Here is a 26,009-nt window from a genome sequence, read left to right on the forward strand (position 1 = left end):
AGACCGGAATGGACCATCTGCAACGCATCGTCATCATCGGCGGCGGCACCGCGGGCTGGATGACCGCCGCCGCGCTGTCGCGCGTGCTCGGGCCCGCCTACGACATCGCGCTGGTCGAGTCGGAGCAGATCGGCACCGTCGGTGTCGGCGAAGCGACCGTGCCGCACATCAAGGCGTTCAACCAGTTGCTGCGCATCGACGAGGCCGATTTCGTGCGCAACACCCAGGGCAGCTTCAAGCTCGGCATCGAGTTCGTCGACTGGCTCGATGTCGGCGAACGCTACATCCACGGTTTCGGCACCGAGATCGGACATCCGCTCGGGCTGCTGCCGTTCCACCAGTACTGGCTCAAAGCGCGGCACGCCGGACGCGCGGGCCCGCTGGGCGACTACACCCTCAATACCCTGGCCGCGCAGCGCGGCCGCTTCATGGTGTCGGCGACCGACGTACCGGCGGGCTCGCCGCTCGGCAACATCGCCTACGCCTACCACTTCGATGCCGGGCTCTACGCGCGGTATCTGCGCAGCTATGCCGAACAGCGCGGCGTGCGCCGGCACGAGGGCATGATCGACCACGTGGCGCAGGATCCCGAGAGCGGCTTCGTCACCTCGGTGCGGCTGCGGGACGGCACCGTGCTCGACGGCGATCTGTTCGTCGACTGTTCCGGTTTCCGCGGTCTGCTGATCGAGCAGACGCTCGAGACCGGATACCACGATTTCACCCACTGGCTGCCCTGCGATCGCGCGCTGGCCGTACCGACCGCGAACGTGGGACCGCCCGCACCGTTCACCCGCGCGACCGCGCGTCCGGCCGGCTGGCAGTGGCGCATTCCGCTGCAGCACCGCACCGGCAACGGCTACGTCTATTCCAGTGCGCACGTCAGCGACGACGAGGCCGCGGCCACGCTGCTGGCGAATCTAGAAGGCGAGGCGCTGGGCGATCCGCGCCCGCTGCGGTTCGTCACCGGGCGCCGCAAGCAGTGCTGGAACCGCAACGTCGTCGCGATCGGACTGTCGAGCGGATTCCTGGAGCCGCTGGAGTCGACCAGCATCCATCTGATCCAGTCGGGCATCTCGAAGCTGCTCGAACTGCTGCCGCGCGACGGCTTCAATCCGGTGCTTGCCGAGCGCTACAACGCGCAGCTGGCGTTCGAGTTCGAGCGCATCCGCGATTTCATCGTGCTGCACTACAAGGCGACGCGTCGCGACGACACACCGTTCTGGCGCCAGTGCCGCACGATGGCCGTGCCCGCGGAACTGCAGGGCGTCATCGATCTGTTCCGCGACAGCGGCCGGTTCTTCCGCAATGCCAGCGAGATGTTCGCCGAGATCAGCTGGGTGCAGGTGATGATCGGGCAGGGCATCGTGCCGCAGGGCTGGCATCCGCTGGTCGACAACGTGCCCGACGAGGAAGTGCATCGCTTCATCGACAGCGTTCGCCGCACGCTCGCCGCCTGCGTGGATGCGATGCCGCCGCACCAGGCGTTCATCGATCGGCACTGCAAGGCGACGCCGCCGGTGTGATCCGCGCTTCCATCGTTTGAGGTGCGCCCGTCCGCGCCGATCCCGCGTGCACGGCGTATCGCCAGCGTGCGGAATCCGCACCTTCCCCCGCTTGCGGGGGAAGGCTGGGATGGGGGCGAACCGTGCGCGCCGGCTTGAATGCATCGGGCGTGGACTTGCCGTCCACGCCGCCTATTTCTGGGTGTATCGCGATCAGGCCGTTTGCCCCCACCCAACCCTCTCCCGCACGCGGGGGAGGGCTTGGTCACCAGAGCCTGACGCGGCCGCGACCCCTCAGATCGCGTCGAGCGCCGCCTTGGCAGGCTGGGCGGCCTTGCGCAACATCCGCGCGATGCTCGCTGCGGCGTCGCGGCCTTCCTGCACGGCGGTGACGACGAGATCGGCGCCGCGCACTGCATCGCCACCGGCGAACAGCTTCGGGTGCGCGGTCTGGTAGGGCAGGCGACGCTCACCGCCGACACCGATGCGGCCGTTGCCCCTGGCTTCGACGCCGTGTGTGGTGAGCCACTCGGGCACCACCGGCGAAAAGCCGAAGGCGATAATCACGACGTCCGCGTCGAGCAACGATTCCGTGCCGTCGATCGGCACCGCGGCACGGCGGCCGTTCGCATCCGGCTCAACGAGCTTCGTCTCGACCACGCGCACGCCGGCGACGTCACCGGCGTCGTTGGCGTCGACGCCCAGCGGCTGGCGGTTGAACAGGAAGCGCACGCCTTCCTCGCGCGCGTTGCCGACTTCGCGCGCCGAGCCGGGCATGTTGGCTTCGTCGCGCCGGTACGCGCAGGTCACGCTGGCCGCGCCCAGGCGCACCGCGGACCGCACGCAGTCCATGCCGGTATCGCCGCCGCCGAGCACGACGACGCGCTTGCCTTCGAGGTTCGGCAGCGTCAGCGAGGTTTCCCAGCCGGCGACCGGGCGGCCCCAGGTATCGCCGCCGGTGACGATACGGCCGTTGTGCACGAGGAAGGGCAGGGCCGGCAGCACGCCGGGCAGATCCTGGCCGGGAAGGCCACCATCGGTGTAGCGGTAGGCGCCGGTGCCGACGAACACCGCATCGAATTCTTCGAGCAGGCTGTCGATCACGACGTCCTTGCCGATCTCGACGCCGAGCCGGAACTCGACGCCCATGCCTTCGAGCACCGTGCGGCGCGTCGCGATCACCGACTTGTCGAGCTTGAAACTCGGGATGCCGAACTGCAGCAGGCCGCCGATCTGCTCGTAGCGGTCGAATACCACCGCAGCGATGCCGGCACGCGCGAGACGGTCCGCGCACGACAGGCCCGCAGGCCCGGCGCCGATCACCGCCACGCGCTGGCCGGTCGGCACGACCTTCGACAGATCCGGCCGCCAGCCCTGCGCGAACGCGGTGTCGACGATGTACTTCTCGACCGCGCCGATGGTCACCGCACCGAAGCCGTCGTCGAGCGTGCACGCGCCTTCGCACAGGCGGTCCTGCGGGCACACGCGGCCGCACATCTCGGGCAGCGGATTGGTTTCGTGGCACAGCGCCGCGGCTTCGAGCACGCGGCCTTCCTGCACCAGCTTCAGCCAGTTCGGAATGTAGTTGTGCACCGGACACTTGGCTTCGCAATACGGGTTGCCGCAATCGAGGCAACGGTCGGCCTGATGGGCGGCCTCGCGGTCTTCGAAACTGCCGTAGAGCTCGTTCCAGTCGCCATCGGTGCGCAGGGGGAGCGGTACCTTGTCGGGCATCTCGCGCGGTTCGTTGAGGAACCGGAACACGTCGCGCTTCATCAGGCAGCTCTCCTCAGATCTTCCGCGAGTGCTTCGAGGCTCGCGGCCTTCGGCTTGACCAGCCAGAACTTGCCGACGAAATCGCGGAACTCGTCGAGGATGCGTCCGCTCCATGCGCTGCCGGTCAGGCGGGCGTGGGTCTCGATCAGATCGCGCAGGTGCGAGCGGTAGTTGTCGAAGGCCTCGGGCGTGACGCGCAGGATGTCGATCAGTTCGTGGTTGTAGCGGTCGACGAAATCACGATCGAGATCGAGCACGTAGGCGATGCCGCCGGTGAAGCCGGCACCGAAGTTCAGGCCGATGCGGCCGAGCACCGCGACCGCGCCGCCGGTCATGTATTCGCAGCAGTGATCGCCGGCGCCTTCGATGACCGCGACCGCGCCCGAGTTGCGCACGCCGAAGCGTTCGCCTGCGCGGCCTGCGGCATAGACCTCGCCGCCGGTCGCGCCGTACAGGCAGGTGTTGCCGAGGATCGGCGTATTGCGCGATTCGAACACGCTGCCCGCAGGCGGGCGCAACACGATGCGGCCGCCGGCCATGCCTTTGCCGACGTAGTCGTTGGCTTCGCCTTCGAGATCGATGTGCAGGCCGCCGGCATTGAACGCGCCGAGACTCTGCCCGGCGGTGCCGCGCAGGCGCAGCGTGACCGGGCGATCGCTCATCGCGGTATTGCCATGATGACGCGCGATCAGGCCCGACAGACGCGTGCCGATGCTGCGGTCGGTGTTGCGGATCTCGAAGTCGAACTCGCCGCCGTCACCGCGTTCGATCGCCTTCGACACGCGCGCATCGAGCGCGGCGGCCAGACCGTCGGGCGGTGACTGCAGCGCCGGTGTGCCGCAGTACGACAGCGGCTTGTCCGGATCGCGGCGCAGCAGCATCGACAGGTCGATGTCGACCGCGTCGCGGGTGTGGCGCAGATGCTGTTCGAGCAGATCGGTGCGGCCGACGATCTCGTCGAGCGAGCGCACGCCGAGCGCGGCCAGATGTTCGCGCACGTCTTCGGCGACGTTGCGGAAGAACGTCTCCACGCGCTCGGGCAGACCCTTGTAGTGGTTCGCGCGCAGGCGCTCGTCCTGCGTGGCCACGCCGGTCGCGCAATTGTTGAGATGGCAGATGCGCAGGTACTTGCAGCCCAGCGCGATCATCGGCGCGGTGCCGAAGCCGAACGTGTCGGCGCCCAGCATCGCGGCCTTGATGACGTCGAGACCGGTCTTCAGGCCGCCGTCGGTCTGCAGCAGCACCTGGCCGCGCATGTCGTTGAACTGCAGCGCCTGGCGGGCTTCCGACAGGCCGAGTTCCCACGGCGCGCCGGCGTAGCGGATCGATCCGAGCGGGCTCGCACCGGTGCCGCCGTCATGGCCGGAAATCGTGATCAGATCCGCGCCGGCCTTGACCACGCCGGCGGCGATGGTGCCGACGCCCGCATGGCTGACCAGCTTCACCGAGATCAGCGCGTCGGGATTGACCTGGCGCAGATCGAAGATCAGCTGCGCGAGATCCTCGATCGAGTAGATGTCGTGATGCGGCGGCGGCGAGATCAGGCCGATGCCGGGCTTGGCGTAGCGCAGACGCGCGATCAGCGGATTGACCTTGCTCCCGGGCAGCTGGCCGCCTTCGCCGGGCTTGGCGCCCTGTGCGACCTTGATCTGCAGCACCTCGGCATTGATCAGGTATTCCGGCGTGACGCCGAAACGCCCCGACGCGATCTGCTTGATCTTGCTGCGGCGATCGGTGCCGTAACGCTCGGGATCCTCGCCCCCTTCGCCGGAATTGCTGCGGCCGCCGAGACGGTTCATCGCGATCGCCAGCGCTTCGTGCGCTTCTGGCGACAACGCGCCGAGACTCATCGCCGCCGAATCGAAGCGGCGCACGATCGAAGCGACCGGCTCCACCTCGTCGATCGAAATCGGCGTCGCGGCCTTGGGGCGCAGCAGATCGCGCAGCGCGGCAGGCCGTCGCGTGTCGACGAAGTCCGAATAACGCTTCCAGTCGTCGCGTTCGCCGGTCAGCACCGCGCGCTGCAGCGAGGTCACCACGTCCGGATTGAACTGGTGGTATTCGCCGCCGTGCACGTAATGCAGCAGACCACCGGGTTCGGGCAGCGCGGCATCGTCCCAGCCCTGCTCGGCGAGATGGCGCGCGTCAGCTTCCAGGCGCGCGAAGCCGGCGCCGCCGATGCGCGACGGGGTCGCTTCGAAGCACAGGTCGACGACTTCCGGCGCCAGGCCGACGATCTCGAACAGCTGCGCGCCGCGATAGCTGGCGATGCTGCCGATGCCCATCTTGGACATGATCTTCAGCAGGCCCTTGCGGATGCCACGGCGGTAGCTGCGGCCGAGCTGCAGGTGTTCGTTGCCGACCTTGGTCGCGAGCACCCCACGGCGGCCGAGCGCGTGCAGGGTCTGGAACGCGAGATAGGGATAGACCGCCGTCGCGCCGAAACCGATCAGGCACGCGAAGTGGTGCGGGTCGCGCGCGGTGCCGGTTTCGATGACCAGATTGACGTCGCAGCGCAGGCCGGCGCGCACCAGATGCAGATGGATCGCACCGGTCGCCAGCAGCGCGTGCACGGGCACGGTGCCGCGCTTGGGATAGCGGTCGCTGAGCAGCAGGATCTCGACGCCCGCGCGGGTCGCGGCCTCGGCCTCGGCGCACAGGCGATGCAGCGCGCCTTCGAGCGTTTCGGTGTCGGCGTCGAAGTAGAGATCCAGCAGCAGATTCGATTCGGCGAACCGCGGCAGCGCCAGCAACTGGCGCAACTTGCGCTGCGACAGCACCGGCGAGTTCAGCAGCACGTGGTGCACGTTCTCGGCGCGGTCGAGGAAGATGTTGCCCTCGCGGCCGATCTGCGTGGACAGCGTCATGACCGCGCCTTCGCGCAGCGGATCGATCGGCGGATTGGTGACCTGCGCGAACGCCTGGCGGAAACAGTCGTAGAGCGGACGCACGCGCTGGCTGATCGCCGCCATCGGCACGTCGTCGCCCATCGAGCCGATGCCTTCCTGCTCGGTCTCGGCCAGTGGCCGCAGCACCGATTCCTGTTCCTCGCGGGTCAGCTGGAACAGTTTCTGGAACGCGAGCAGGGTGTCGGGCGCGAACGGTTCGGCGGCGAGCGCGGGATCGATCAGTTCGGTGTGCAGATAGCTCATGCCGCGCTTGAGCCACTGCTTGTACGGCGCGCGTGCGCGATTGACCTCGTCGATCGCGTCGTTGTCGAGCAGGGTGCCGGTGGTGAGATCGATCGCGATCATCTCGCCCGGGCCGAGCTTGCCCTTGGCCTTGACGCGCTCGGGCGCGACGTCCCAGACGCCGGCCTCCGACGCGATGACGAAGATGCCGTCCTGCGACAGCGTCCAGCGCGCGGGGCGCAGGCCGTTGCGGTCCAGCGTGCACGCGGCATGGCGGCCGTCGCACATCACCACGCCGGCTGGACCGTCCCACGGCTCGGAATTGATCGCGTAGTACTCGTAGAACGCGGCGAGATCGGCGTCCTTGTATTCCAGCGACTGCGTGGCCGGCGGCATCAGGATGCGCATCGCCTGCAGCAGGTCCATGCCGCCGAGCAGCATCCACTCGAGCATGTTGTCGAGCGTCTGCGAATCCGAGCCGTGCATGGTCACGGTTTCTTCGAACTCGCCGATGTCGAGCTGCGGCGACGCCCACACGCCGCGTCGCGCCTGCGCCCAGCGGCGGTTGCCTTCGATGCTGTTGATCTCGCCGTTGTGCGCCAGGCGCCGGAACGGATGCGCCAGCGGCCAGCGCGGCAGCGTATTGGTCGAGAAACGCTGATGGAACACGACGGTCTTGGCCGCGAGATCTGCGCGTGCGAGATCCGGGAACAGCTGGGTCAGATGGCTCGGCAGCACCATGCCCTTGTAGCCGAGCAGCCCCGGGGTGAGGCCGACGACGTAGAAATTCTCGTGCGCGCACAACGCCTGTTCGGCGCGGCGGCGGGCGAGATACAGCGCACGCTCGAAGGCCTGTGCGTCGTCGCCGTCTGCGGTCACGAACACCTGTTCGACGCGCGGCTTCGAACTGCGGGCGAGTGCCCCCAGCGCGGCCTCGTCGACGGGCACCTCGCGCCAGCCGGCGACGCGCACGTCGACCTCGCGCAGCAGCTGCGTGAGCGTCTCGCGACACTGCGCCGCGGCGTCGGGTTCGATCGGCAGGAACACCATGCCGGCGGCGCGGCGCGTGCCTGCGAATTCGAGTCCGGCTTCGGCGGCCAGCGTGTCGACGAACGCGTCGGCGGCATACAACAGCACGCCGCAGCCATCACCCGAGAGGCCATCGGCGGCGATGCCGCCTCGATGGGCCATGCGGGACAGCGCCTGCAGTGCACCGTCCACGATCTCGCGCGAGGCGTCGCCGCCGATCGTCGAAATCAGGCCGAAGCCGCAGGCATCGCGTTCGTCAGCGGGGTCGTAAAGGCCCCGATCCGGGAGTTCCCGCATCGTCGTCATCGCAGTCCGTGGAGAGGTGCATGGCCGGCGCGGGAATCGGAGCGCCAAGGTCCTTGCATCGCGACAACGCGTCCACACCGGGTCACGACTAGAGCATAGTTTGTGCAGTGCGGCAACCCGGTTTTTCGCGGGATTTCAGTTGCGGATGCAACCGCAGCGCAACGTTCACCAACGCGCCGCCGCAAGGCGGATTCAGGCGCGGAACACGTCGCCGGTCAATGCATCGCGGATCGTCGACGGACCCGTGCGTCCGCCGGTCCGGCCGTCCAGCAAACCGTCGATGCGCGCGAGCAGTCGCCCGTCGAGCGCCTCGCGATCCGCGACCGCGGGTTCGCCGGTGAGGTTCGCGCTGGTGGAGACGAGCGCACCGCCGAATCCCCCGCATAGCGCGACGACATCGGCATGTGCACTGACGCGGACCGCGACGCTCGCGTGCGCCCCGGTGATCCACGCGGGCACGTCGGCGCGCGCGGGCACGACCCACGTGTTCGGGCCGGGCCAGCTGTCGGTCACACGCGTGCGCGCGTCATCGGACAGCCGTGTCCAGTCGACGATTGCATCGAGCTGCGCGCGCGCGCCGGCGATCAGGATCACGCCCTTGTCGACGGGACGCTTCTTGATGTCGAGCAGCCGCATCACCGCGTCGCGATCGAAGGGATCGCAGCCCAGACCCCAGACGCCTTCGGTGGGATAGGCCACCACGCCGCCGCGCGCGAGCAACGCGGCGGCGGCGGGAATGTCGAGCACGGGCGCGGTCATGCGCGGCGGGTCAGAAGGGCGCGTCGTCCGTGACCGGCTTGTCGCCACCTGCCTTGATCACGCGCTTCTTGCCCGGCGCGACCTTGGACGCGGTCAGCAGCGACTTCGCCGGCTCGACCGCAGGCGCGATCGACTTCGTGGTCTTCTTCGTCGCCTTCTTCGCGGTCTTCTTGGCGGCCTTCTTCGCAGGCGCCTTCTTGGTCGCGGCCTTCTTCGCGGCCGGCTCCTTCTTCGCTGCGACCTTCTTCGCGGCGACCTTCTTGGCCGGCGCCTTCTTGCCGAAACCCTTGCGCACCGGCTTGCCGGTTTCTTCGAGCAGCTTGGTCACTTCCTCGAACGTCAACGACGCCGGCTCGCGATCCTTGGGAATCTTGCCGTTGAGCTTGCCATCGCTGATGTAGGGGCCGAAGCGACCGTTGAGCACCTGGATGTCGCTGTCCGGGAACTCCTTGATGATCCGGTTGCGCGCGATCTCTTCCTTCTCTTCGATCAGGAACACCGCGCGCGCCAGGTCGACCTTGTACGGGTCGTCTTCCTTCTTCAGCGACGCGTAGACACTGCCGCGCTTGGCGAACGCGCCGAAGCGGCCGATGCCCACGCTGACCTGTTCGTCCTTGTCCTCACCGAGGATGCGCGGCAGCAGGAACAGCTCCAGCGCGTCTTCGAGGGAGATCGTGTGCATGGACTGGCCGGGACGCAGCGAGGCGAACTTGGGCTTGTCCTCGGCGTCCTCGGCGGTGCTGCCGATCGCGGCGTACGGTCCGAACCGGCCCAGACGCACGCTGACCGGCTTGCCGGTCTTGGGATCGGTGCCGAGCTCGCGCGCGCCGGTGGCCTCGTTGCGATCGACCGATTCCGACTTGTCGTCGACGAGTTCCTTGAACGGACCCCAGAACTTCTCCATCAGCGGGATCCAGTCTTCCTCGCCGCGGCTGACCGCATCGAGTTCGTCTTCGAGCTTGGCGGTGAAGTCGTAGTCCACGTACTGGGTGAAGTGGCTGGACAGGAACTTCGACACCGCGCGGCCGACGTCGCTCGGACGGAAGCTGCGGCCCTCCATCTCGACGTACTTGCGGAACTGCAGCGTCTGGATGATCGAGGCGTAGGTCGACGGACGGCCGATGCCGTATTCCTCGAGTGCCTTGACCAGCGCCGCTTCGGTGAAGCGCGGCGGCGGCTGGGTGAAGTGCTGTTCGGCGATGATGCGGTCCAGTGGCACGCGGTCGCCGGGCTTCATCGCCGGCAGCTTGCGGCCTTCGTCCTCGTCTTCCTTGCCCTTGGTGTCCTTGCCTTCCTCGTACACGGCGAGGAAGCCCGGGACCACGACGGTGGTGCCGCTGGCGCGGAAGCTGTGCTCGCTGCCGGCGGCCAGATCGACCGACACGGTGTTGAGCGTGGCCGGGATCATCTGCGAGGCGACGGTGCGCTTCCAGATCAGCTCGTAGAGGCGGCGCTCGTCGTCGCTGAGGAAGCGCGCGACCTGCGTCGGCGTGCGCAGCGCGGACGTCGGCCGCACGGCTTCATGCGCTTCCTGCGCGTTCTTGGATTTGGTCTGGTAGACGTTCGGCTGGTCGGGCAGCGAGCTGGTGCCGTAATCGCGCGCAATGACGTCGCGGATCTCGCCGAGCGCGTCCTGCGACAGGCTCACCGAGTCGGTACGCATGTAGCTGATCAGGCCGACCGTGCCTTCGTCGCCGAGCGCGACGCCCTCGTAGAGCTTCTGCGCGACCTGCATGGTCTTGCGGGTGGTGAAGCCGAGCTTGCGCGCGCCTTCCTGCTGCAGCGTCGAGGTGGTGAACGGCGCGGCCGGACGGCGCTTGCGCTCTTTCGCGCCGACGTCGGTGACGTGCAGCGCGCCCTGCGCGGCGGCCTGGATGCGCGCACGCGCCGATTCGGCGGTGTCGCCATCGGTGACGGTGAACTGTTCGAACTTCTGTCCGTCGAGCTTGGTCAAGCGCGCGGTAAACGGCTGCACCTGGTGCGCGCATGCGGCGTCGATCGACCAGTACTCGCGCGCGATGAAGGCTTCGATCTCTTCCTCGCGCTCGACGATCATGCGCAGCGCCGGCGACTGCACGCGGCCGGCCGACAGCCCGCGCTGCACCTTGCGCCACAACACCGGCGACAGGTTGAAGCCGACGAGGTAGTCCAGCGCGCGACGCGCCTGCTGGGCATCGACCAGATCGCCGGCGATCGCGCGCGGCTTGAGCATCGCTTCCTTGATCGCGCGCGGCGTGATCTCGGTGAACACCACGCGCTGCAGGGTCTTGTTCTCCAGCAGGCCGCGCTCTTTCAGGATCTCCGCGATGTGCCAGCTGATCGCCTCGCCCTCGCGGTCCGGGTCGGTGGCCAGATAGATGTCGTCGGCGCCCTTGGCGGCCTTGGCGATCGCCTCGACGTGCTTTTCGTTCTTCTCGATCAGGTCGTAGCGCATCGCGAAGTTCTGCGACGGGTCCACGGCGCCCTCTTTCGGAATCAGGTCGCGCACGTGGCCATAGGAGGCGAGGACGTGGAAATCCTTGCCCAGATATTTGTTGATCGTCTTGGCCTTGGCGGGCGATTCGACGATGAGGAGGTGCTTGGCCATGGCGGCGAGATCCGGGGCACGCCCGGGGGCGGCCCAACAAAAAAGGTGAAGATGACGACGCCCGGGGACGGGCCCCGGGCGTCGGTTGCTTTTATAGTGGAATCACGGGCGGGGGGGTGTGTCAAGCGCCGCCGTGGCTGCCGGTCAGGAAAAGGCCGCGAATCCGGCCAGCGCCAGCAGCACCAGCAGGCCCAGGCCGGTCACGATGCCGACCAGGACCAGCACCACCACGGTCACCGTGCCCAGCTCGCGGCGCTGCAGTTCGGGCCGGTCGGTGAACGCCCAGCGGTCGACCACAAGCGTGTCGCAGACCATGTCGTGCAGCGCCTGCTTGCGCTGGGTGAAGCCGGCCATCAGGAAGCCGATCATCAGGATCAGGCTGCTGAGGATGGTCGCGAAGTAACGGCCGATGCCGCGCAGGAACGAGATCCGTGACCCGTCGAGGCGCACGACCTTGATGCCGACGGCCATCTTGCCCGGCGTCGCCATCGCGTAGGCGGCGTGGAACCACGCGAAGTACAGCGCCGAGAGCACCAGCGAGACCGCATTGAGGACCGCCTGTTCCATCCAGAAGCCGCGGCCGAATCCGCCGACGCCCAGCAGTTCATAGATCAGCCCGCCGATGACGGCACTGGCGATGCCGACGATGACGGCGTCGATGGCATACGCCGCGACGCGTTTGAGGAAGCCGGCCAGCACGACGTCGCCGCCGTGGGTGACGGCATCGGGCCGGGCGACATTCGCGGTCGGTGGCGCGTAGGGCGAAGCGGTGTGACCGACGTCGTCTGCGGCGCCGGTGGCGGTGAGCGGGCGCCAGCCCGCGTCCACCGCATCGCCCGCGGCCGCGGTTAGCGCCGGCGCCACCGGCTCCAGCGCCCAGGCTTCGATGCCGGCCGCAGGCGCGAGACCGAGCTCGTCCGAAAGTTCGCGGAACGGTTGCCAACCGGCCAAGCCGTCGCGCCAGACCAGCGTGCCGTCGCCGACGATGCCGTCCTGGCGGAGCTGCAATAGCGCGGGCCGGGTGACGGGTCCGTGGCGCGTGTTGCGCCCGTCGGCGTAATACCAGTCGATCATCGGTGAACGTCCTTGTCGGGTGATGGGAAAGCGTGGGGGTGTGGGGTCAGAGCGAGGCGGCGATACCGGCCACGACCACCGCGCCGACACCGAGCAGCAGCAGGCCGGCCCACAGCACGAGGATCACGATGGCCACCGTGCCCAGCGAGCGCTGCTGCAGCTCGGGATGATCGGTGTAGGCCCACCGGTCGACGACGTAGGTGCTGGCGACCATGTCGTGCAGGCCCTGCTTGCGCTCGGTGAACAGCGCGACCAGGTACGCGATGCACAGCGTGACGTAGGCGAGCAGGTGCGAGGCCCAGCGCGCGAACGCGCGCCCGCGGCTGATGCGGCCGCCGTCGAGGCCGGTGACCTTGATGCCGACCGCCATCTTGCCCAGCGTCGCCTGGCGTGCGGAGGATTCCATCAGCACGTAGTAGAGCCCGCTCACCAGCGGCCAGGCGAGATAGATCACCGCAACCAGGAAGATGCCGGCGACGCCGAACTCGGGCGTGTCCGATCCCAGCCGCTCGAGCGTGCCGCCGAGCCCGAACACCACCATCGCCGCGAGAATGATGGCGTAGTAGACCGCGGTGACCAGCAGCGAATCGATGAACAACGCCGCCGCGCGCTTGAGGAAGCCCGCGTCGACGACGTCGCCGCCATGCACGACCGGCGCGGCGCGGACGACCGGCGCGACCGGTGGCGAGTACGGTGAGGCCGCGTCGGGCCCGGCTGTGGGCTGGCTGGGCGACGTCCGTTCACTGCTAGCCGGGTGCCACGCGTCGTCGACAGAGGTTGCCGGCGTTCCGACATCTGTCGCTGCAGGCGCCACCGGCTCCAGTGCCCAGCCGTCCGCCGTCGTCGTGGCCGCGATAGGCGACGTCGTCGGATCCGCCAGTCCCAGCTCGTGTGCCAGCGCATGCAGCGGCGTCCAGCCATCGAGACCGTCGCGCCACAGCAGCGTCCCGTCACCGAGCGTGCCCTGCTGGCGCAGCTGCAGCAGCGCCGGCGTCGTGATCGGGCCCTGGCGGGTGTTGGTCGTGTCGGCGTAGTACCACTCGGTCATTTCGGAGTCGATCCTGTCTGCGGTGCGGGGATGTCGTACGCAAGGGAGGCGCGGTGCCGGCAGTGTTCCGGGACATAGCGGTGGGGCGCGGTGGTGCCGCAGGTCCAGTTGCCGCTGACCGGTTCGAGCGACCAGTTCAGGACTTCTCCGTCGATCGCGGCGTGTTCGAAACCCTCCAGCTTCACCAGCAACTCGCATTGATCGAGCGTGCTGCGATTCAATGTCAGCACATCCGCCACGTGGGGACTGTCGAGCAGTCCGGCGATCGCGGCGTCCACCTGCGGGTTCGAGACGACGGCTCGGTCCTCGCTGCCGGTGACGATGGGACACGTTCCCCCGTGGGCTGCCGAGTTCTGCAGCGCCAGTCGCAGCGGCGCGCTCGCGGCCACGACTTCGGAGATGCCCGCACGCGTGCGGTAGTCGTTGTAGGCCGGGATGGCGATCGCCGCGATGATCGCCAGTGTCGGTACGGCAAGTGCCGCCAGCACGAGCACGGTGATCCAGATCCAGTGCAAGCCGCGGCGCGGTGACGCAGGCGCTGCGCGCGGCAAGGGTGGCGGCATGACCGGCACGCCCAGGGTGGACGCGACCGAAGACAGCGCTGCCCATTCCGTCATGCCTTCGTGCCAGACCGGCGTCGCAGCGTGAATGCGCCCGGCCTGGAACAGGCGTACCAGATCGTCGGCGCGCATCGGGCCGTTGCACCCACCGTTGGGCGTCGCATGAAACCAGATATCCGCCATCGTCGATCCTGCAGCCGGACGTCCGGCGGCTCCCCGCGTTCATCCTACAGCGGCCATGCGGGCGGCCCAAGACGCCGGAAACGCGACAGGCGCCCGGGTGGGCGCCTGTCGGTGTCATCGTCGGACGGGATGCCGCGTCAGTGCACCGGCTCGGGCTCGTCGGCGAACATCTGGGTCTCCATCCATGCGTAGGCCGCTTCGCTGCCCGGCTGATTGAACAGCACCATCAGCACGACCCACTTCAGATCGTCGAGATCCAGCTCGTCCTGATCGAGCGCCATCGCCCGGTCGAGGACCAGTTCGCGCTGGTCGGCATCGAGCACGCCGTGCTGTTCGAGGAACAGCAGGAACCCGCGGCAGTCGACATCCAGCCGGTCGAGTTCGGGCGCGGAGAAGACACGGGTGGGACCGTTGGCGCGGACCACCGGCACGGCCGGACGCTGATCGGCCAGCGCATCGAGCCAGTCGAAGGCCTTGCTGACTTCGGCGGGGCTGAAACCGGCCTGGAGCAAGCCGCTCTGGAGGGAGTCGCGATCGCGGACGAGGTCCGCATCCTCGGTGAAATAGTGTTCGAACAGGTACAGCAGCACATCCAGGATGCTTTCTTTCATTTCCCCTCGGCCTGCGCCCTTGGGCGCGTCGTTTCAGGACTTTCGGGAATACCGACCGTGCAGCAGAGCCACACGTCCATCCAGCTCCATGGACAGCAGCATGGCCGACGCCCGGGCGACCGTCAATCCACTGCGCGCGACCAGTTCATCCATACCGGTTGGGTCGTGCCCGAGGGCGTTCCACAACCGGTTGTAGTCCGGGTCGTCGCTGTCGGGATCGGGTAGGGCACCCGCGCCAGCCGTGTTCAGTATCGTCTCGACGCTCTGGATGGGGGCGTCGAGCCGCTCGCGCAAGGCGTCGGCGAGTTCGCCGGCGATCGCCGACAGGGCGCCGGTCACCTCTTCGGGCGCTTCAACGAGAGTGGCGCCGTCGCGCAGCAGTCGATGGCAGCCGCGCGCCATCGGGTTGTGGATCGAGCCGGGGATCGCGAACACCTCGCGCCCGGCGTCTGCGGCCAGGCGCGCGGTGATCAACGCGCCCGAGCGCTGCGCGGCCTCGACCACGAGGGTGCCGAGCGCGAGCCCGGCGACGATGCGGTTGCGGCTGGGAAACTGCTCGCGTCGCGCCGGCGTGCCGGGCGGATACTCGCTGGCGACCGTGCCGGCTTCGACGATGCGCGCGTGCAGGCGGAGATTGGAGCGCGGGTAGGGCATGTCGATACCGCTGCCGAGCACGGCGACGGTGTCGCCGCCGGCATCGAGCGCCGCGATGTGTGCGGCCGCGTCGATACCGCTGGCCAGACCGCTGACCACCGACAGGCCATCGAGGGCGAAGCGGCGCGCGAACTGCGCCGCGTTGTCGCGTCCACCTGCCGTCGGCGCGCGACTGCCGACCACGGCCACGCCGGCGCGCCACAGCCGGCAGGGATCCCCTTCGACGAACAACGCCAGCGGCGGCGCCTGCATGCGTTTGAGCAGCAGCGGGTAATCGGGATCGTGCCAGCCGATGACCTGGCGGGCGGGGGCGCCGGCGAGCCAGCGGCGCCAGTCGTCGACCGCATCTTCCGGACCGCCCAGCGCCGCGCGCTGCGCCGCATCGAGACCGGCCTCGCGCCAGGCCGGAGCGCCGCCTGCCAGCGCGGCGGCCGGACCCTCGGCATGTTCGAGCAGGCGGCGGCGCGGCGCCGCGGCACCACCGGCGTGGATCAGGCGCAGCAGCGCGTGCGCATCGGCATTGTCGTCCATGAGCGAAGCCTAGGCCGCACATCAAAACGGCACCCGAAGGTGCCGTCGTCTGATGCCGTCGGGAAAGCCCGCGCAGCGGGCCGCTCCTTACTGCTCGGCGTCGGGGTGCTTGAGCGTGTAGCCGACGCCGGCCGGCTTCTCGCCTTCCATCACCAGCGCGTAGCTGACGAAATCGAAGGTCAGAAAGACCATCGCGTGCGCGGCGTACTCGTCCGGCAGGCGGTCGCGGCGGGTGCCTGCGTTCGGCGACTCGGTGATGCGCGAGGTGTTGGGGTGCGCGACGCGATCGACGTTGTACGAGCCGGTGCGCCAGATCGAGAACACGGTGCCGTTGTCGACGCCGTTCTGGTGCCCGGCCGAGATCGCGATGACGTCGCGCGGGCCGCCGGTGACCAGCATGTCGGCCACGCCGATCACGCGGGCCTCGGAGGCGAGCGCATCGGCGCTCGGCGGATGCGGGAAGAACTGCAGGTCGTAGGGCTGCGGGTTCACCGGCACGATACGGTCGCCGGCGCGCGCCTCGAAGCCGTCGTTGTCCAGCGCCAGCGCGGTGGTGTCGCTCTGCGCGGTCGGGCCGTGGACGACCGTGCCGACGCCCATCTGCACCATCTCGTAGCCGAGGAACGCATCCTGCTGGCGCGACTTCGGCTGGGTCTGCGACCACAGATTGCTTTCGCCCGGGATGCGCTTGCCGCGGAAGTCGAGGTCACGCGAACGACGCGCCCCGTAGAACTCGGTGGCCGGGCGAAGCACGGCGTAGCGTTCGCCCGGGCGCGCGGCGTCCAAGCCCTTGACGTAGACGTTGCGGTCCACGCTGCCGCGCAGGCGGCCGTCTTCGTAGCCGAGCACGTAGGGCAGGGTCTCGAAGTCGAACACGATGCGGCGGTTCTTGAGGAACGGCTCGACGTCCGACAGCGGAATCGCGCCGATCGGCGAGGCGTCGACCGGGCGCGGGCCCGGACGCATCGTCACGCGGTTGAGGTACGCCAGGCTGATCACGTCGCCCGGGTAGATCAGGTGCGGGTTCGCGATCTGCGGGTTGGCCTGCCAGATTTCCGGCCACAGCCACGGCTTGTCGAGGAACCGGCCTGCGATGCCCCAGAGGGTGTCGCCGCGGACCACGACATAGGTCTCGGGATGATCGCCGCGCATCTGCTGGGCAGCTGCGAACGTGGTGACGGTCAGCAACGCGACGGCACAGCCCGTGCGGAACGACCTTGAAAGGCGTTGAAGCTTGCCGGCCATCTACCTGCTCCCCTTGGATTTTTCCCCTTGCAGCGGCGCAATATAGCCTGAAAGGTCCGCGCGGACGCAAGTGTGCGGCACGTTACAATGGTCGTTTCGTCCCCGCGGCTGTGACCGCCTTCGCTCTTCGACCCCATGGCCCTGCTCGAGATCCTCGAATACCCCCATTCCCGCCTGCGCAAGCTGGCCGAGCCGGTCGCAGCCGACCGGTTCGCCGACCCCGCGTTCCAGCGTCTGCTCGACGACATGTTCCAGACCATGTACGAAGCCCCCGGCATCGGCCTGGCGGCGACGCAGATCGACACCCACGAACGCTTCATGGTCATCGACGTGACCGAGGGCCGCGAGCAGCCGCTGGTGTTCGTGAACCCGGAAATCCGCGACCGCTCGGCGGACCTGCGCGTCCATACCGAAGGCTGCCTGTCGATTCCGGGCGTGTTCGCCGACGTGACCCGCGCCGACGGCATCACCGTCACCGCGCTCGATCGCCACGGCAAGCCCTTCGAACTGAGCGTCGACGGCCTGCTGGCGACCTGCGTGCTGCACGAGATCGATCATCTCGACGGCAAGCTGTTCATCGATTACCTGTCGCCGCTCAAGCGCGACCGCGCGCTGAAGAAGCTCGAGAAGCTGCGCAAGGGCGAGCGAGACTGAGCCGCCCGCCGCGCGCGGCGACGATGGATCCGACCTGCGCGCGCCGCGTCATCGCGCGCTGTCCCCGCGCTACGCGGCCTGCCCAGGCAGGACGCCTTCCAGGACACAACGCCCCATGAAAATCGTCTTCGCCGGCACACCGGATTTCGCCGTGCCCTCGCTGCTCGCGGCCGATGCGCGCCATGAAGTGGTCGCCGTTTACACCCAGCCCGATCGCCCCGCCGGCCGCGGCCGGTCGCTGACCGCCTCGCCGGTCAAGCAGATGGCGGTCGAGCGCGGCCTGATCGTGCACCAGCCCGAGCGCCTGAAGGGCGCCGAAGTGCTCGACACGCTGCGCGCGCTGGAACCCGATCTGATGATCGTCGTCGCCTACGGCCTGCTGCTGCCGCAGGCGGTGCTCGACATTCCCACCCATGGCTGCTGGAACGTGCATGCCTCGCTGCTGCCGCGCTGGCGCGGCGCCGCGCCGATCCAGCGTGCGATCCAGGCCGGCGACGCCGAGACCGGCGTGTGCCTGATGCAGATGGAGAAGGGCCTCGATACCGGTCCGGTGCTGCTGCGTCAGACCACGCCGATCACGCCCGAGGACACCGGCGGCCGCCTGCACGACCGGCTGGCCACGCTCGGCGCGCAGGTGCTGGCCGACGGTCTGGGTCTGCTGCGCGCGGGCATGAAGCTCGGTCCGGCGTTGCAGCCGGAAGTAGGCGTGACCTACGCGCACAAGCTCGACAAGGCCGAAGCGCGACTCGACTGGTCGCAGCCGGCGCGCGTGCTCGCCGATACCGTGCGTGCGTTCGATCCCTGGCCGGTGGCCGAGGCCGAAGTCGCTGGCGAGCGTCTGCGCATCCACGCCGCGACCGCGCTGCCGCTGGCGCATGGGCGGGCCCCGGGCAGCGTGCTGTTCGCCGGCCGCAACGGTATCGACATCGCATGCGGCGACGGCGCGCTGCGCCTGCAGCGCGTGCAGCGGGCGGGTGGCCGGGCGATCGACGTCGCCGATTTCCTCAACGCGCGCAGCGACCTGCGCGGCGCGGGCGCCTGACGTGGACAACGGCGCACAGGCCCGGCTCGCGGCGGCCCGCGTCATCGACGCGGTGCTGCATCACGGCCGCTCGCTGAAAGCGGAACTGTCGACGGCCCTGGCCGGCATCGACGACGTGCGCGACCGCGCCCTGGTCGAGGCCATGGCCTTCGCCGCGATCCGACACCAGGGCCGTTATGCGGCCGCACTGTCGCGCTGGATGCCGCGCCCGCCGGGCGCCCGCGATGCGCCGCTGCGCGCGCTGATCTATGCCGGCTTCGCCCAACTCGATCCGATGGGCCTGCCAGCGCACGCCGCGCTCAACGCGACCGTCGATGCCGCGCGCCTGCTGGGCCGCGCCCACCAAGCCGGTCTCGTCAACGCGCTGCTGCGGCGCGCGCAGAAGGACGGTCTGCCGACCGCCGCATCCGATGCCGCGTGGCCCGCATGGCTGCTGCAGGAAGTGCGCGTCGACTGGCCGCAGGAGGCCGAGGCGATCCTCACCGCCAGCGCTGCCGCCGCGCCGCAGTGGCTGCGGGTCAACACCCGCCGCGGCACGCGCGACGCCTATTACACGCGGCTGATCCAGGCCGGTCTGCAGGCCGACGTGCCGGACGGCATGCCTGACGCCTTGCGCCTCGCGACGCCGGTGCCGGTCGATGCCTTGCCGGGCTTCGTCGATGGCGATGTGTCGATCCAGGACGGCGCCGCGCAGCGCGTGGCCGATGCGCTGATGCCGGCCGCCGGTGCACGCCTGCTCGATGCCTGCGCCGCACCCGGCGGCAAGAGTGCGCACCTGCTCGAACGCGATCCTGCACTGCGCCTGCTGGCGATCGACATCGCCGCACCGCGCGTCGCGCGCATCGAGCAGACCTTCAAGCGGTTGGGCATCGACGCGCAGGCGCGCGTGCGTACCGCCGATGCGCTCGATCCCGCGCGCTGGTGGGACGGCACCCCGTTCGATGCGGTGCTGCTGGACGCGCCGTGTTCGGCGACCGGTATCGTGCGTCGGCAGCCCGATGTGCTGCTGCACCGGCGGCCTGCCGATCTCGAAGCGCTCGCCGCGCTGCAGGCGCAGCTGCTCGATGCACTGGCCCCCGTTGTCGCGCCGGGCGGCACGCTGCTGTATGCGACGTGTTCGATCCTGCGGCGCGAGAACGCCGCGCAGGTCGAAGCCTTCCTCGCGCGCCATCCGGACTTCGCGCTCGAACCGCTGGATGCGCGCTTCGGCCGCGACACCGGCGCCGGCCATCAGCGCCTGCCCGGCGAATCGGGCATGGACGGCTTCTTCTACGCGCGCCTGAAGCGCCTGCGCTGAGCCCGGCCCGCCGCCGGGCCCTCGCTTAGAATCACCGGCATGCAGACACCCGCCGCCAGCCTGATCATCAGCACCTACAACAACACCGACTGGCTGCAGCGGTGTCTGTGGGGCTATGCGCAGCAGGACCGGCAGGATTTCGAACTGATCGTCGCCGACGATGGGTCCGGCCCGGCGACGCGCGAGATGCTCGCCGCGCTCGCCCCGGACCTGCCGTATCCGCTGCGACACGTCTGGCACGAGGACGCCGGCTTCCGGAAATGCACGATCCTCAATCGCGGCATCGAGGATGCGCGGTCGGATTACCTGGTCTTCTCCGACGGCGACTGCGTGCCGCGCGCGGATTTCGTCAGCCAGCATCTGCGCCTGCGCGAGCCGGGGCGTTACCTCGGCGGCGGCTACTGCAAGCTGCCGATGGATCTGAGCCTGAAGATCGACCGGGACGTCATCGCGCGTGGCCTGCATACCGATCTCGACTGGCTGAAAGCCAACGGCCTGCCGCGCAAGAAGCGTTCGCTGAAACTCTGGGCGCGCCCGGGCTGGCGGGAGCGCGTGCTCAACGCGACCACGCCGACGAAGCCGCGCTGGGCGGGCAACAACGCGTCCGGCTGGAAAGCGGACCTCGTGCGCGTCAACGGATTCGACGAGCGCATGACCTACGGCGGCGAGGATCTCGAACTCGGCGAGCGGCTCGCGAATGCCGGCGTGACCGGCAAGCAGATCCGCTTCTCGGCGGTGTGCATCCATCTCGATCACGCGCGTGGCTACGTGAAGCCGGAAATGAAGGCGGCCAACCAGGCGATCCGCGATGCGGTTGCCGCCGGACGGCTGACGTGGACCGAGTTCGGTCTGGTGCACGGGCCGAAGCGCTGAGCGACCGTGCCCGCGTGGGCGCGCGCCTGGTCAGGACAGATCGCGCAACCGCCGGTACTTTTCCAGCACGTAATCGGCCTGCGCCTTGTGGAAGCGCCAGCCCGGCGCGCCATCGAGAAACGCGCCGCGCAGCAGGTACTGCTTGAGCAGATAGGCGGCCGCGTGCAGCGGGCCGTCGAGCGCGTGTGCGCGTTTGCCGGCATCGCGCCGCTGCTGCGCCCACAGCGCGGCGTACTTCGACAGCTTGGCGACGTGCTCGCCATGGCTGCGCGAGGTGTCGTGTTCGAAGTCGGCGTCGAGCTTCGCGACCGTCTTGCCTTCGAGGTCGGGGCGTTCGTGCACCTGCGACGGCAGATAACGCCAGCCCGCGCGCACCAGACGCTCCATCGGTTCACCACCGCGCAGGCGATGGCCGAGAAACCAGTTGCGACGCGTCAGCAGCCAGGCGTCGGCGGTCTCGACACGCCCGTCCGCGAACAACGTGCGGATCTTCTCGTCGGTGCCCGGCGACAGCCATTCGTCGGCATCGAGCAGCAGCAGCCAGTCGTGCACGGCCAGTGTGTTGGCGAAGGTCTTCTGCGCCGCGTAGCCCAGCCAGTCCTGCTGCACGACCTTGGCGCCCCGCGCGGTGGCGACGGCGACGGTGTCGTCGGTCGAATCGGAATCGACGACGATCAGCTCGGCGCACAGGCCGCGCATCGAATCGAGGCAGCGGCCGATACGGTCGCCCTCGTTCTTGGCGATGACGACGCCGGAAATCGGCAGCGGCGTGGTGGCGGGTGCGGGATTCGACATGGGGCGATTGTCGCCGATCGCGCCGGCTGCGTCCGGGCGCGGCGGGGCGCGTTGTTATGATGCCGGCGCCGCATGCGCGGCGTCGCCCCGATGCCCATGACCGCTTCCGCCCGTCCCACCGTCAGCGTGCTCGTCTCGAGCTACAACTACGCCGCGTTCGTCGTCGAGGCGATCGAGTCGGTGCTCGCGCAGACGGAACCCGCGCTGGAACTCATCATCGTCGACGACGGGTCCCGCGACGGCTCGCCCGAGCTGCTGCGCCAGCACTACGGCACGCATCCAACGGTCACGGTGATCGAGCAGGCCAACGGCGGACAGCTGCAGGCGTGGATCACCGGCTTCGCGCAGGCGCGCGGCGACATCGTCGCGCTGCTCGATTCCGACGACCGCTGGAATCCCGACTACCTGCAACGCATCGTCGACGTCTACGCCGCGCGGCCGGAAGTCGATTTCGTCTACACGAACATGCAGCTGTTCGGCGATCTCGACGAACCGATGTTCAAGCCCGGTCCGGATCGCGACCTCGGTTTGTCGATCCTGCTCAACGCCTACTATCACCGCTTCCAGGGCGCGGCGACGTCGGCGGTGAGCCTGCGCAGCACCCTGATGGCGCGATTGCTCACGCTGCCGCCCGAGCGCGCCGCCGACTGGCTGTCGCGGCCGGACGACTGCATCGTTTACGGCGCCGACATCCTCGGCGCGCACAAGGTCTATCTGTCCGACACCCTGGTCGGCCATCGCGAGCACGGCAGCAATGCGCTCAAATCCTTCGGGCCATCGCCGCTGCGTGTGTATCGCCACGTCGTCGGCAGCGAACGCATGCTCGAGTTCTATCGCCAGCAGGCCGGCGTCACGCCGCGCTGGTTGCGCATGGCCAAGGCCGAATTCCGCACCAAGCCCGCGCCGACGTTCTGGGAGCTGCGCGCCTACAGCTGGCTGCTGTTCCAGGCGCCGATGCCGCTGTCCAAGCGCATCGAGCACTGGGTCGGCATGGTCTCGCACTACTTCAAGTCGCGCCGCTGATCGCGGCGCATTGACTCACCAGCGCAGCGGTCGCCTCGCGATCGCATGCGCGAGCGTCGCGTGGATGCGCTCGGCATCGTCGAGCGACAGGAAGCGCAGCCGCAGCGGTGTGGTCAGCGGATTGGCACCGGCGGTGTCGAGCCACACCGAGGCCATGCCGAAGCGACGGTCGAGCGGCGACTGGCGCAGTTCGACGGCCTGCAGCTTGCCGAGTTCGGCGAAGCGCCAGGTGCGCGACCACCAGCCTTCGCGCACCGCGACCAGGGCATCGTCGACCGCGTAGCCGGCACGCGCGGCATGACGGCGGGCGACGAACATCGACCACGGCAGCCACAGCAGGCCCAGCGCCCCCCACCACTGGAAGAACCAGGCCAGCGCGGCGCACAGGCCGACGGTCACGAACAGATCGCCGAGCATCAGCCGCTGCCAGGCGCGCGGATGCAGGGGCTGCCAGTGCTGCGGCGGCCATGACGGCAGCAGGGCGATGTCGCGCACGATCGCATCGCAGGTGTCCGGCCGCGCAATCGGCGCGAGGGCATCGAGTCCGCGCTGCGCGTTCGCGTTGCCTTGGCCGTCGCCGGTGCGCGCGCTGGCGGTGTCGATCTCCAGCGTGCGCCGCGCGAAGAGGCGGTGCAGGACGCCTTCTTGTTGCGTCCATGCCTGGATGCGCCGGCGGGGCACGCTGCTGCGCGAGCGGCCCAGCAGGCCGCGCTCGACGGTCAGGCGCCGACCCTGCCGCTGCAGCCGGAAGCCGTGATAGCGCAGCAGCGACAGCAGGACCGAGAACGCGCGGATCAGCACCAGCGCCGTCGCGAGCACCCCCATCAGGACCAGGCCCTTGGCCATCCACGTCGTCGCGAAGCCGCTGGCGTAACCGAAGGCCTCGCGGCCGTACTCGACCAGCAGGCGGCCCATCGCGCGCTCGGGCATGACCTGGAACGACAGCGCGAGCGCACCGGCGACGACGATCAGGCCGCGGTTCGAGATCAGGCCGAGCTTGACCACTTCCCAGGTCGACAGCGCCAGCAGCGTGGTGCCCTCGGGCGCGGCGACGGGTGTCGCGGCGACGGCATCGGCGCGGCCGCGATCGCGGATCAGCTGTTCCAGTGCCAGCGCCTCGGGCATGCGCAGCACGCGCATCTGTGCCTCGGGTTTGGTACCCCCGGCCGATTCCAGCCGGACCTCGGCCACACCCATCAGACGATGCAGCAGGGTCTGGTGGATGGCGACGTTGTGGATGCGCGAGTACGGAATCTGCCGGACGCTGCGCTCGAGCAGGCCGCTGCGCACGATCAGCCGGTCGTCGTCGATGCGGTAGCGGAACGTCAGGTATTGCCACACCGATACGACGACCAGCGCGCCGACGCCGATCATCGGCAGCCACCACGGATAGCCGTCGTCGCGGCGACCGCCGGCGAACAGCAGCGCCGCCAGCGGCACGATGAACTGCCGCAGGTTCTGCAGTAGCACGAACAGCCACGAGCCCGGATGCAGGCGGCGTTCGTGGTCCTCGGGCAGCAGCGCCTGCGGCGCGGCCGGCTCAGGCGTCGTCATGGTCGTCGTCGCGGGCGGCGCGCGCGGCCAGCGTGTCGCGCAAGCGTTCGGCCTCTTCGAAGTCCAGACCCGACAGCGACAGCGCGCTGTTGCGGGTGCCGGCGGTATGCACGATCAGCGTTGCCAGTCCGAATGCGCGCTCCAGCGGCCCGCGGCGCACGTCGAGATGCTGCACGCGATTGCCGGGCACGCGCGTGTCGCTGCGCCACATGTGCCCGCGGCGCACGCCGAAGCCGTCGTCGTCGAGCCGCCAGCGCGTGCGCAGCCAGCGCCGGCGCGCGATCCACACCGTCCATGCCGGAATCACCAGCAGCAGTCCACCGGCGATCGCGAACGACAGCGGCTGGCGATCGGCGGCGATCAGCCCGACGCCCAGCGCGATCGCGAGTGGAATCAACGTGCCGATCAGGGTGGCGATCGTCGCCAGCGTGCGCGCCCGCAGCGGCAGCGGCTGCCAGACGTCGGTTTCGACCTGCGGCGCCGGCATCGCCGGCTCGACGGGCAGTGGCGGCGGTGTGGACACGGGGTCTTCGCTGGAGATCATCGGCGCCTGCTCATCGTCGACGTTCGAGGTCGAGATAGGGATTGTCGTCACCCGAGCCGGACGGCCGGGCCTTGTAGCGTTTGTAGGTCCACTGGTACTGCGCCGGATCGCGCCGCGCGATGTGTTCGACGCCGGCGTTGAGCGCGGTGGTCGCGCGGACCAGATCGGCATCGGCGATCGCGGGATGCGCGGGCTCGATGCGCAGCGCGAAGTCAGGACCGTCGCCGATGCGCTCGCAATAGGCGAACAGCACGGTCGCACCGGTGCGCTCGGCCAGGCGCGAGGCCAGCGTCATCGTCAGTGCGGGCATGCCGAAGAACGGCGCGAACTCGCCGTCGCCGGCCTTGGGCTGCTGGTCGGGCAGGATGCCGACCACGCCGCCGTCCTTGAGCGTCTTCCACAGCTGTCGCACGGCCGGGCCTTCGGCCCGCACCTGGCGCACCCGGTCGCCCGCCCCGGCGCGCACGCGACGCAGGAAGGCCTCGCCGACCGCCGAGTCCGGCGCGCGGTAGAGGATCGAGATCGGCGTGCGCGCGGCCAGCCACTGGTTGAGCAGTTCCCAGTTGCCGTAGTGCGGCGCGCAGACGATCAGGCCGCGGCCATCGGCCAGCGCCGCGTCGAACAGGCCGACGCCGTGCTGCTCGCGCAGCATCCGCAGATTGCGCGCATGCGGACGGGTCCACAGGCGCAGCGTTTCCAGCGTCTGCAGCGCGGTCGTACGCAGGATCGCCTGCTGCAGCGCCGCGCGTTCGTCGTCGGTCAATTCGGGATAGGCGAGTTCGAGATTGCGCAGCGCGACCCGGCTCTCGCGGCTGCCCGTCAGTCGCCCGAGCGCCGCAACCGCGCCGGCGATGCCGCGCAACACCGGCGCCGGCAGTGCGCCGACGACAGTGGCGAGCAGATACAGAATGCGTGCGATCAGATCCGGCATGTCCGAAGTCTAGGCGGTGTCGCGCGGGTGGGGATAGGTGCCGGAAGTCGGCTTTGCTTCAACGTTCTCTTCGCACGTGTACCGCTGGGCGGACGCTGTCGCGTCGCGCGGGCTGTTTGCGGTGTGCTTGATCCGGATCGGTCTCGGGCTCCGGCTTTGGCTATGGCTATGGCTATGGCCTTGGCTTTCGCGCTTGCTCCTGCTTCGGTTTTTCGCCTTGCTCTTGATTTCAATCGAGCCGTAAAGCGAGCCGAGCATCGCAGGGCGGCGGGGTCGAAGAGCAGCCCATGTCTGAGCGCA

General features: G+C 69.1%; 21 protein-coding genes. 6 read left to right on the plus strand and 15 right to left on the minus strand.

Going from position 1 to position 26,009, the window contains the following annotated elements; genetic code table 11:
• Positions 1–8 precede the first annotated feature (8 nt).
• A complete protein-coding gene (locus AC3A5T_RS16580; RefSeq protein ID WP_487629485.1) occupies positions 9–1,523 on the plus strand; it encodes a tryptophan halogenase family protein in 1,515 nt (504 codons plus the stop codon).
• Between the two features lie 273 nt (positions 1,524–1,796).
• On the opposite strand, the gene AC3A5T_RS16585 is transcribed toward AC3A5T_RS16580, so the two are convergent.
• The 10 genes from AC3A5T_RS16585 to AC3A5T_RS16630 form a co-directional block, all read right to left on the minus strand.
• Positions 1,797–3,278, minus strand: coding sequence for an FAD-dependent oxidoreductase (locus AC3A5T_RS16585; protein ID WP_487629486.1), 1,482 nt, complete (start codon positions 3,276–3,278; stop codon positions 1,797–1,799).
• Positions 3,278–7,735: a glutamate synthase large subunit gene (gene gltB / locus AC3A5T_RS16590; RefSeq protein WP_487629487.1), complete on the minus strand. Its 4,458-nt coding sequence runs from the start codon at positions 7,733–7,735 to the stop codon at positions 3,278–3,280. Before gltB ends, AC3A5T_RS16585 begins: the two co-directional genes overlap by 1 nt.
• Before the next feature lie 201 nt (positions 7,736–7,936).
• On the minus strand, positions 7,937–8,503 hold the full coding sequence (gene tsaC / locus AC3A5T_RS16595; RefSeq protein WP_487629488.1) for an L-threonylcarbamoyladenylate synthase type 1 TsaC: 567 nt from the start codon (positions 8,501–8,503) through the stop codon (positions 7,937–7,939).
• A 10-nt stretch (positions 8,504–8,513) separates the two neighbouring features.
• Positions 8,514–11,090 carry a DNA topoisomerase I gene (locus tag AC3A5T_RS16600; protein ID WP_487629489.1) on the minus strand — a complete coding sequence of 859 codons (2,577 nt, stop codon included), beginning with the start codon at positions 11,088–11,090 and terminating at the stop codon, positions 8,514–8,516.
• A 144-nt stretch (positions 11,091–11,234) separates the two neighbouring features.
• Complete coding sequence (locus tag AC3A5T_RS16605; protein WP_487629490.1) at positions 11,235–12,164, minus strand: RDD family protein; 930 nt, start codon at positions 12,162–12,164, stop codon at positions 11,235–11,237.
• Positions 12,165–12,210: 46 nt separating this feature from the next.
• Positions 12,211–13,212 carry an RDD family protein gene (locus tag AC3A5T_RS16610; protein ID WP_487629491.1) on the minus strand — a complete coding sequence of 334 codons (1,002 nt, stop codon included), beginning with the start codon at positions 13,210–13,212 and terminating at the stop codon, positions 12,211–12,213.
• Positions 13,209–13,955 (minus strand): pilin, encoded by a 747-nt coding sequence (locus tag AC3A5T_RS16615; protein WP_487629492.1) that lies wholly within the window; start codon positions 13,953–13,955, stop codon positions 13,209–13,211. The genes AC3A5T_RS16610 and AC3A5T_RS16615 overlap by 4 nt, the downstream gene beginning before the upstream one ends.
• Positions 13,956–14,092: 137 nt before the next feature.
• Positions 14,093–14,566: a DUF494 family protein gene (locus AC3A5T_RS16620; protein ID WP_332078319.1), complete on the minus strand. Its 474-nt coding sequence runs from the start codon at positions 14,564–14,566 to the stop codon at positions 14,093–14,095.
• Between the two features lie 33 nt (positions 14,567–14,599).
• Complete coding sequence (gene dprA, locus AC3A5T_RS16625) at positions 14,600–15,751, minus strand: DNA-processing protein DprA (RefSeq protein ID WP_487629493.1); 1,152 nt, start codon at positions 15,749–15,751, stop codon at positions 14,600–14,602.
• An 87-nt stretch (positions 15,752–15,838) separates the two neighbouring features.
• Positions 15,839–16,996, minus strand: coding sequence for a LysM peptidoglycan-binding domain-containing protein (locus AC3A5T_RS16630; protein ID WP_487629494.1), 1,158 nt, complete (start codon positions 16,994–16,996; stop codon positions 15,839–15,841).
• Between the two features lie 135 nt (positions 16,997–17,131).
• Between AC3A5T_RS16630 and def the strand changes: the two genes are divergently transcribed.
• From def to AC3A5T_RS16650, 4 genes are all read left to right on the plus strand, one after another.
• On the plus strand, positions 17,132–17,650 hold the full coding sequence (gene def, locus AC3A5T_RS16635) for a peptide deformylase (RefSeq protein WP_332078322.1): 519 nt from the start codon (positions 17,132–17,134) through the stop codon (positions 17,648–17,650).
• 115 nt (positions 17,651–17,765) lie between these two features.
• Positions 17,766–18,692 carry a methionyl-tRNA formyltransferase gene (fmt, locus tag AC3A5T_RS16640; protein ID WP_487629495.1) on the plus strand — a complete coding sequence of 309 codons (927 nt, stop codon included), beginning with the start codon at positions 17,766–17,768 and terminating at the stop codon, positions 18,690–18,692.
• A gap of 1 nt (position 18,693) precedes the next feature.
• Positions 18,694–19,989: a 16S rRNA (cytosine(967)-C(5))-methyltransferase RsmB gene (gene rsmB / locus AC3A5T_RS16645; RefSeq protein ID WP_487629496.1), complete on the plus strand. Its 1,296-nt coding sequence runs from the start codon at positions 18,694–18,696 to the stop codon at positions 19,987–19,989.
• A 39-nt stretch (positions 19,990–20,028) separates the two neighbouring features.
• Complete coding sequence (locus tag AC3A5T_RS16650) at positions 20,029–20,862, plus strand: glycosyltransferase family 2 protein (RefSeq protein ID WP_332078325.1); 834 nt, start codon at positions 20,029–20,031, stop codon at positions 20,860–20,862.
• Between the two features lie 30 nt (positions 20,863–20,892).
• Here AC3A5T_RS16650 and AC3A5T_RS16655 read toward each other — a convergent pair whose 3' ends face one another.
• On the minus strand, positions 20,893–21,657 hold the full coding sequence (locus AC3A5T_RS16655; RefSeq protein WP_487629497.1) for a glycosyltransferase family 2 protein: 765 nt from the start codon (positions 21,655–21,657) through the stop codon (positions 20,893–20,895).
• A gap of 96 nt (positions 21,658–21,753) precedes the next feature.
• Between AC3A5T_RS16655 and AC3A5T_RS16660 the strand changes: the two genes are divergently transcribed.
• Entirely contained in the window at positions 21,754–22,680 is a 927-nt protein-coding gene (locus AC3A5T_RS16660; RefSeq protein WP_487629498.1) for a glycosyltransferase family 2 protein, read from the plus strand.
• A 15-nt stretch (positions 22,681–22,695) separates the two neighbouring features.
• Here AC3A5T_RS16660 and AC3A5T_RS16665 read toward each other — a convergent pair whose 3' ends face one another.
• The 4 genes from AC3A5T_RS16665 to AC3A5T_RS16680 all read right to left on the minus strand — a co-directional run.
• Entirely contained in the window at positions 22,696–24,234 is a 1,539-nt protein-coding gene (locus AC3A5T_RS16665; RefSeq protein WP_487629499.1) for a PH domain-containing protein, read from the minus strand.
• The gene (locus AC3A5T_RS16670; RefSeq protein WP_487629500.1) at positions 24,221–24,829 is read right to left on the minus strand and encodes a PH domain-containing protein; all 609 of its coding nucleotides are present in this window, start codon (positions 24,827–24,829) and stop codon (positions 24,221–24,223) included. The genes AC3A5T_RS16665 and AC3A5T_RS16670 overlap by 14 nt, the downstream gene beginning before the upstream one ends.
• Complete coding sequence (locus AC3A5T_RS16675; protein ID WP_487629501.1) at positions 24,789–25,709, minus strand: lauroyl acyltransferase; 921 nt, start codon at positions 25,707–25,709, stop codon at positions 24,789–24,791. The genes AC3A5T_RS16670 and AC3A5T_RS16675 overlap by 41 nt, the downstream gene beginning before the upstream one ends.
• A 9-nt stretch (positions 25,710–25,718) precedes the next feature.
• On the minus strand, positions 25,719–26,009 hold a 291-nt coding region (locus AC3A5T_RS16680; RefSeq protein ID WP_487629502.1), incomplete at its 5' end, for a hypothetical protein.

Source organism: Luteimonas sp. Soil_C_16 (assembly GCF_057657295.1).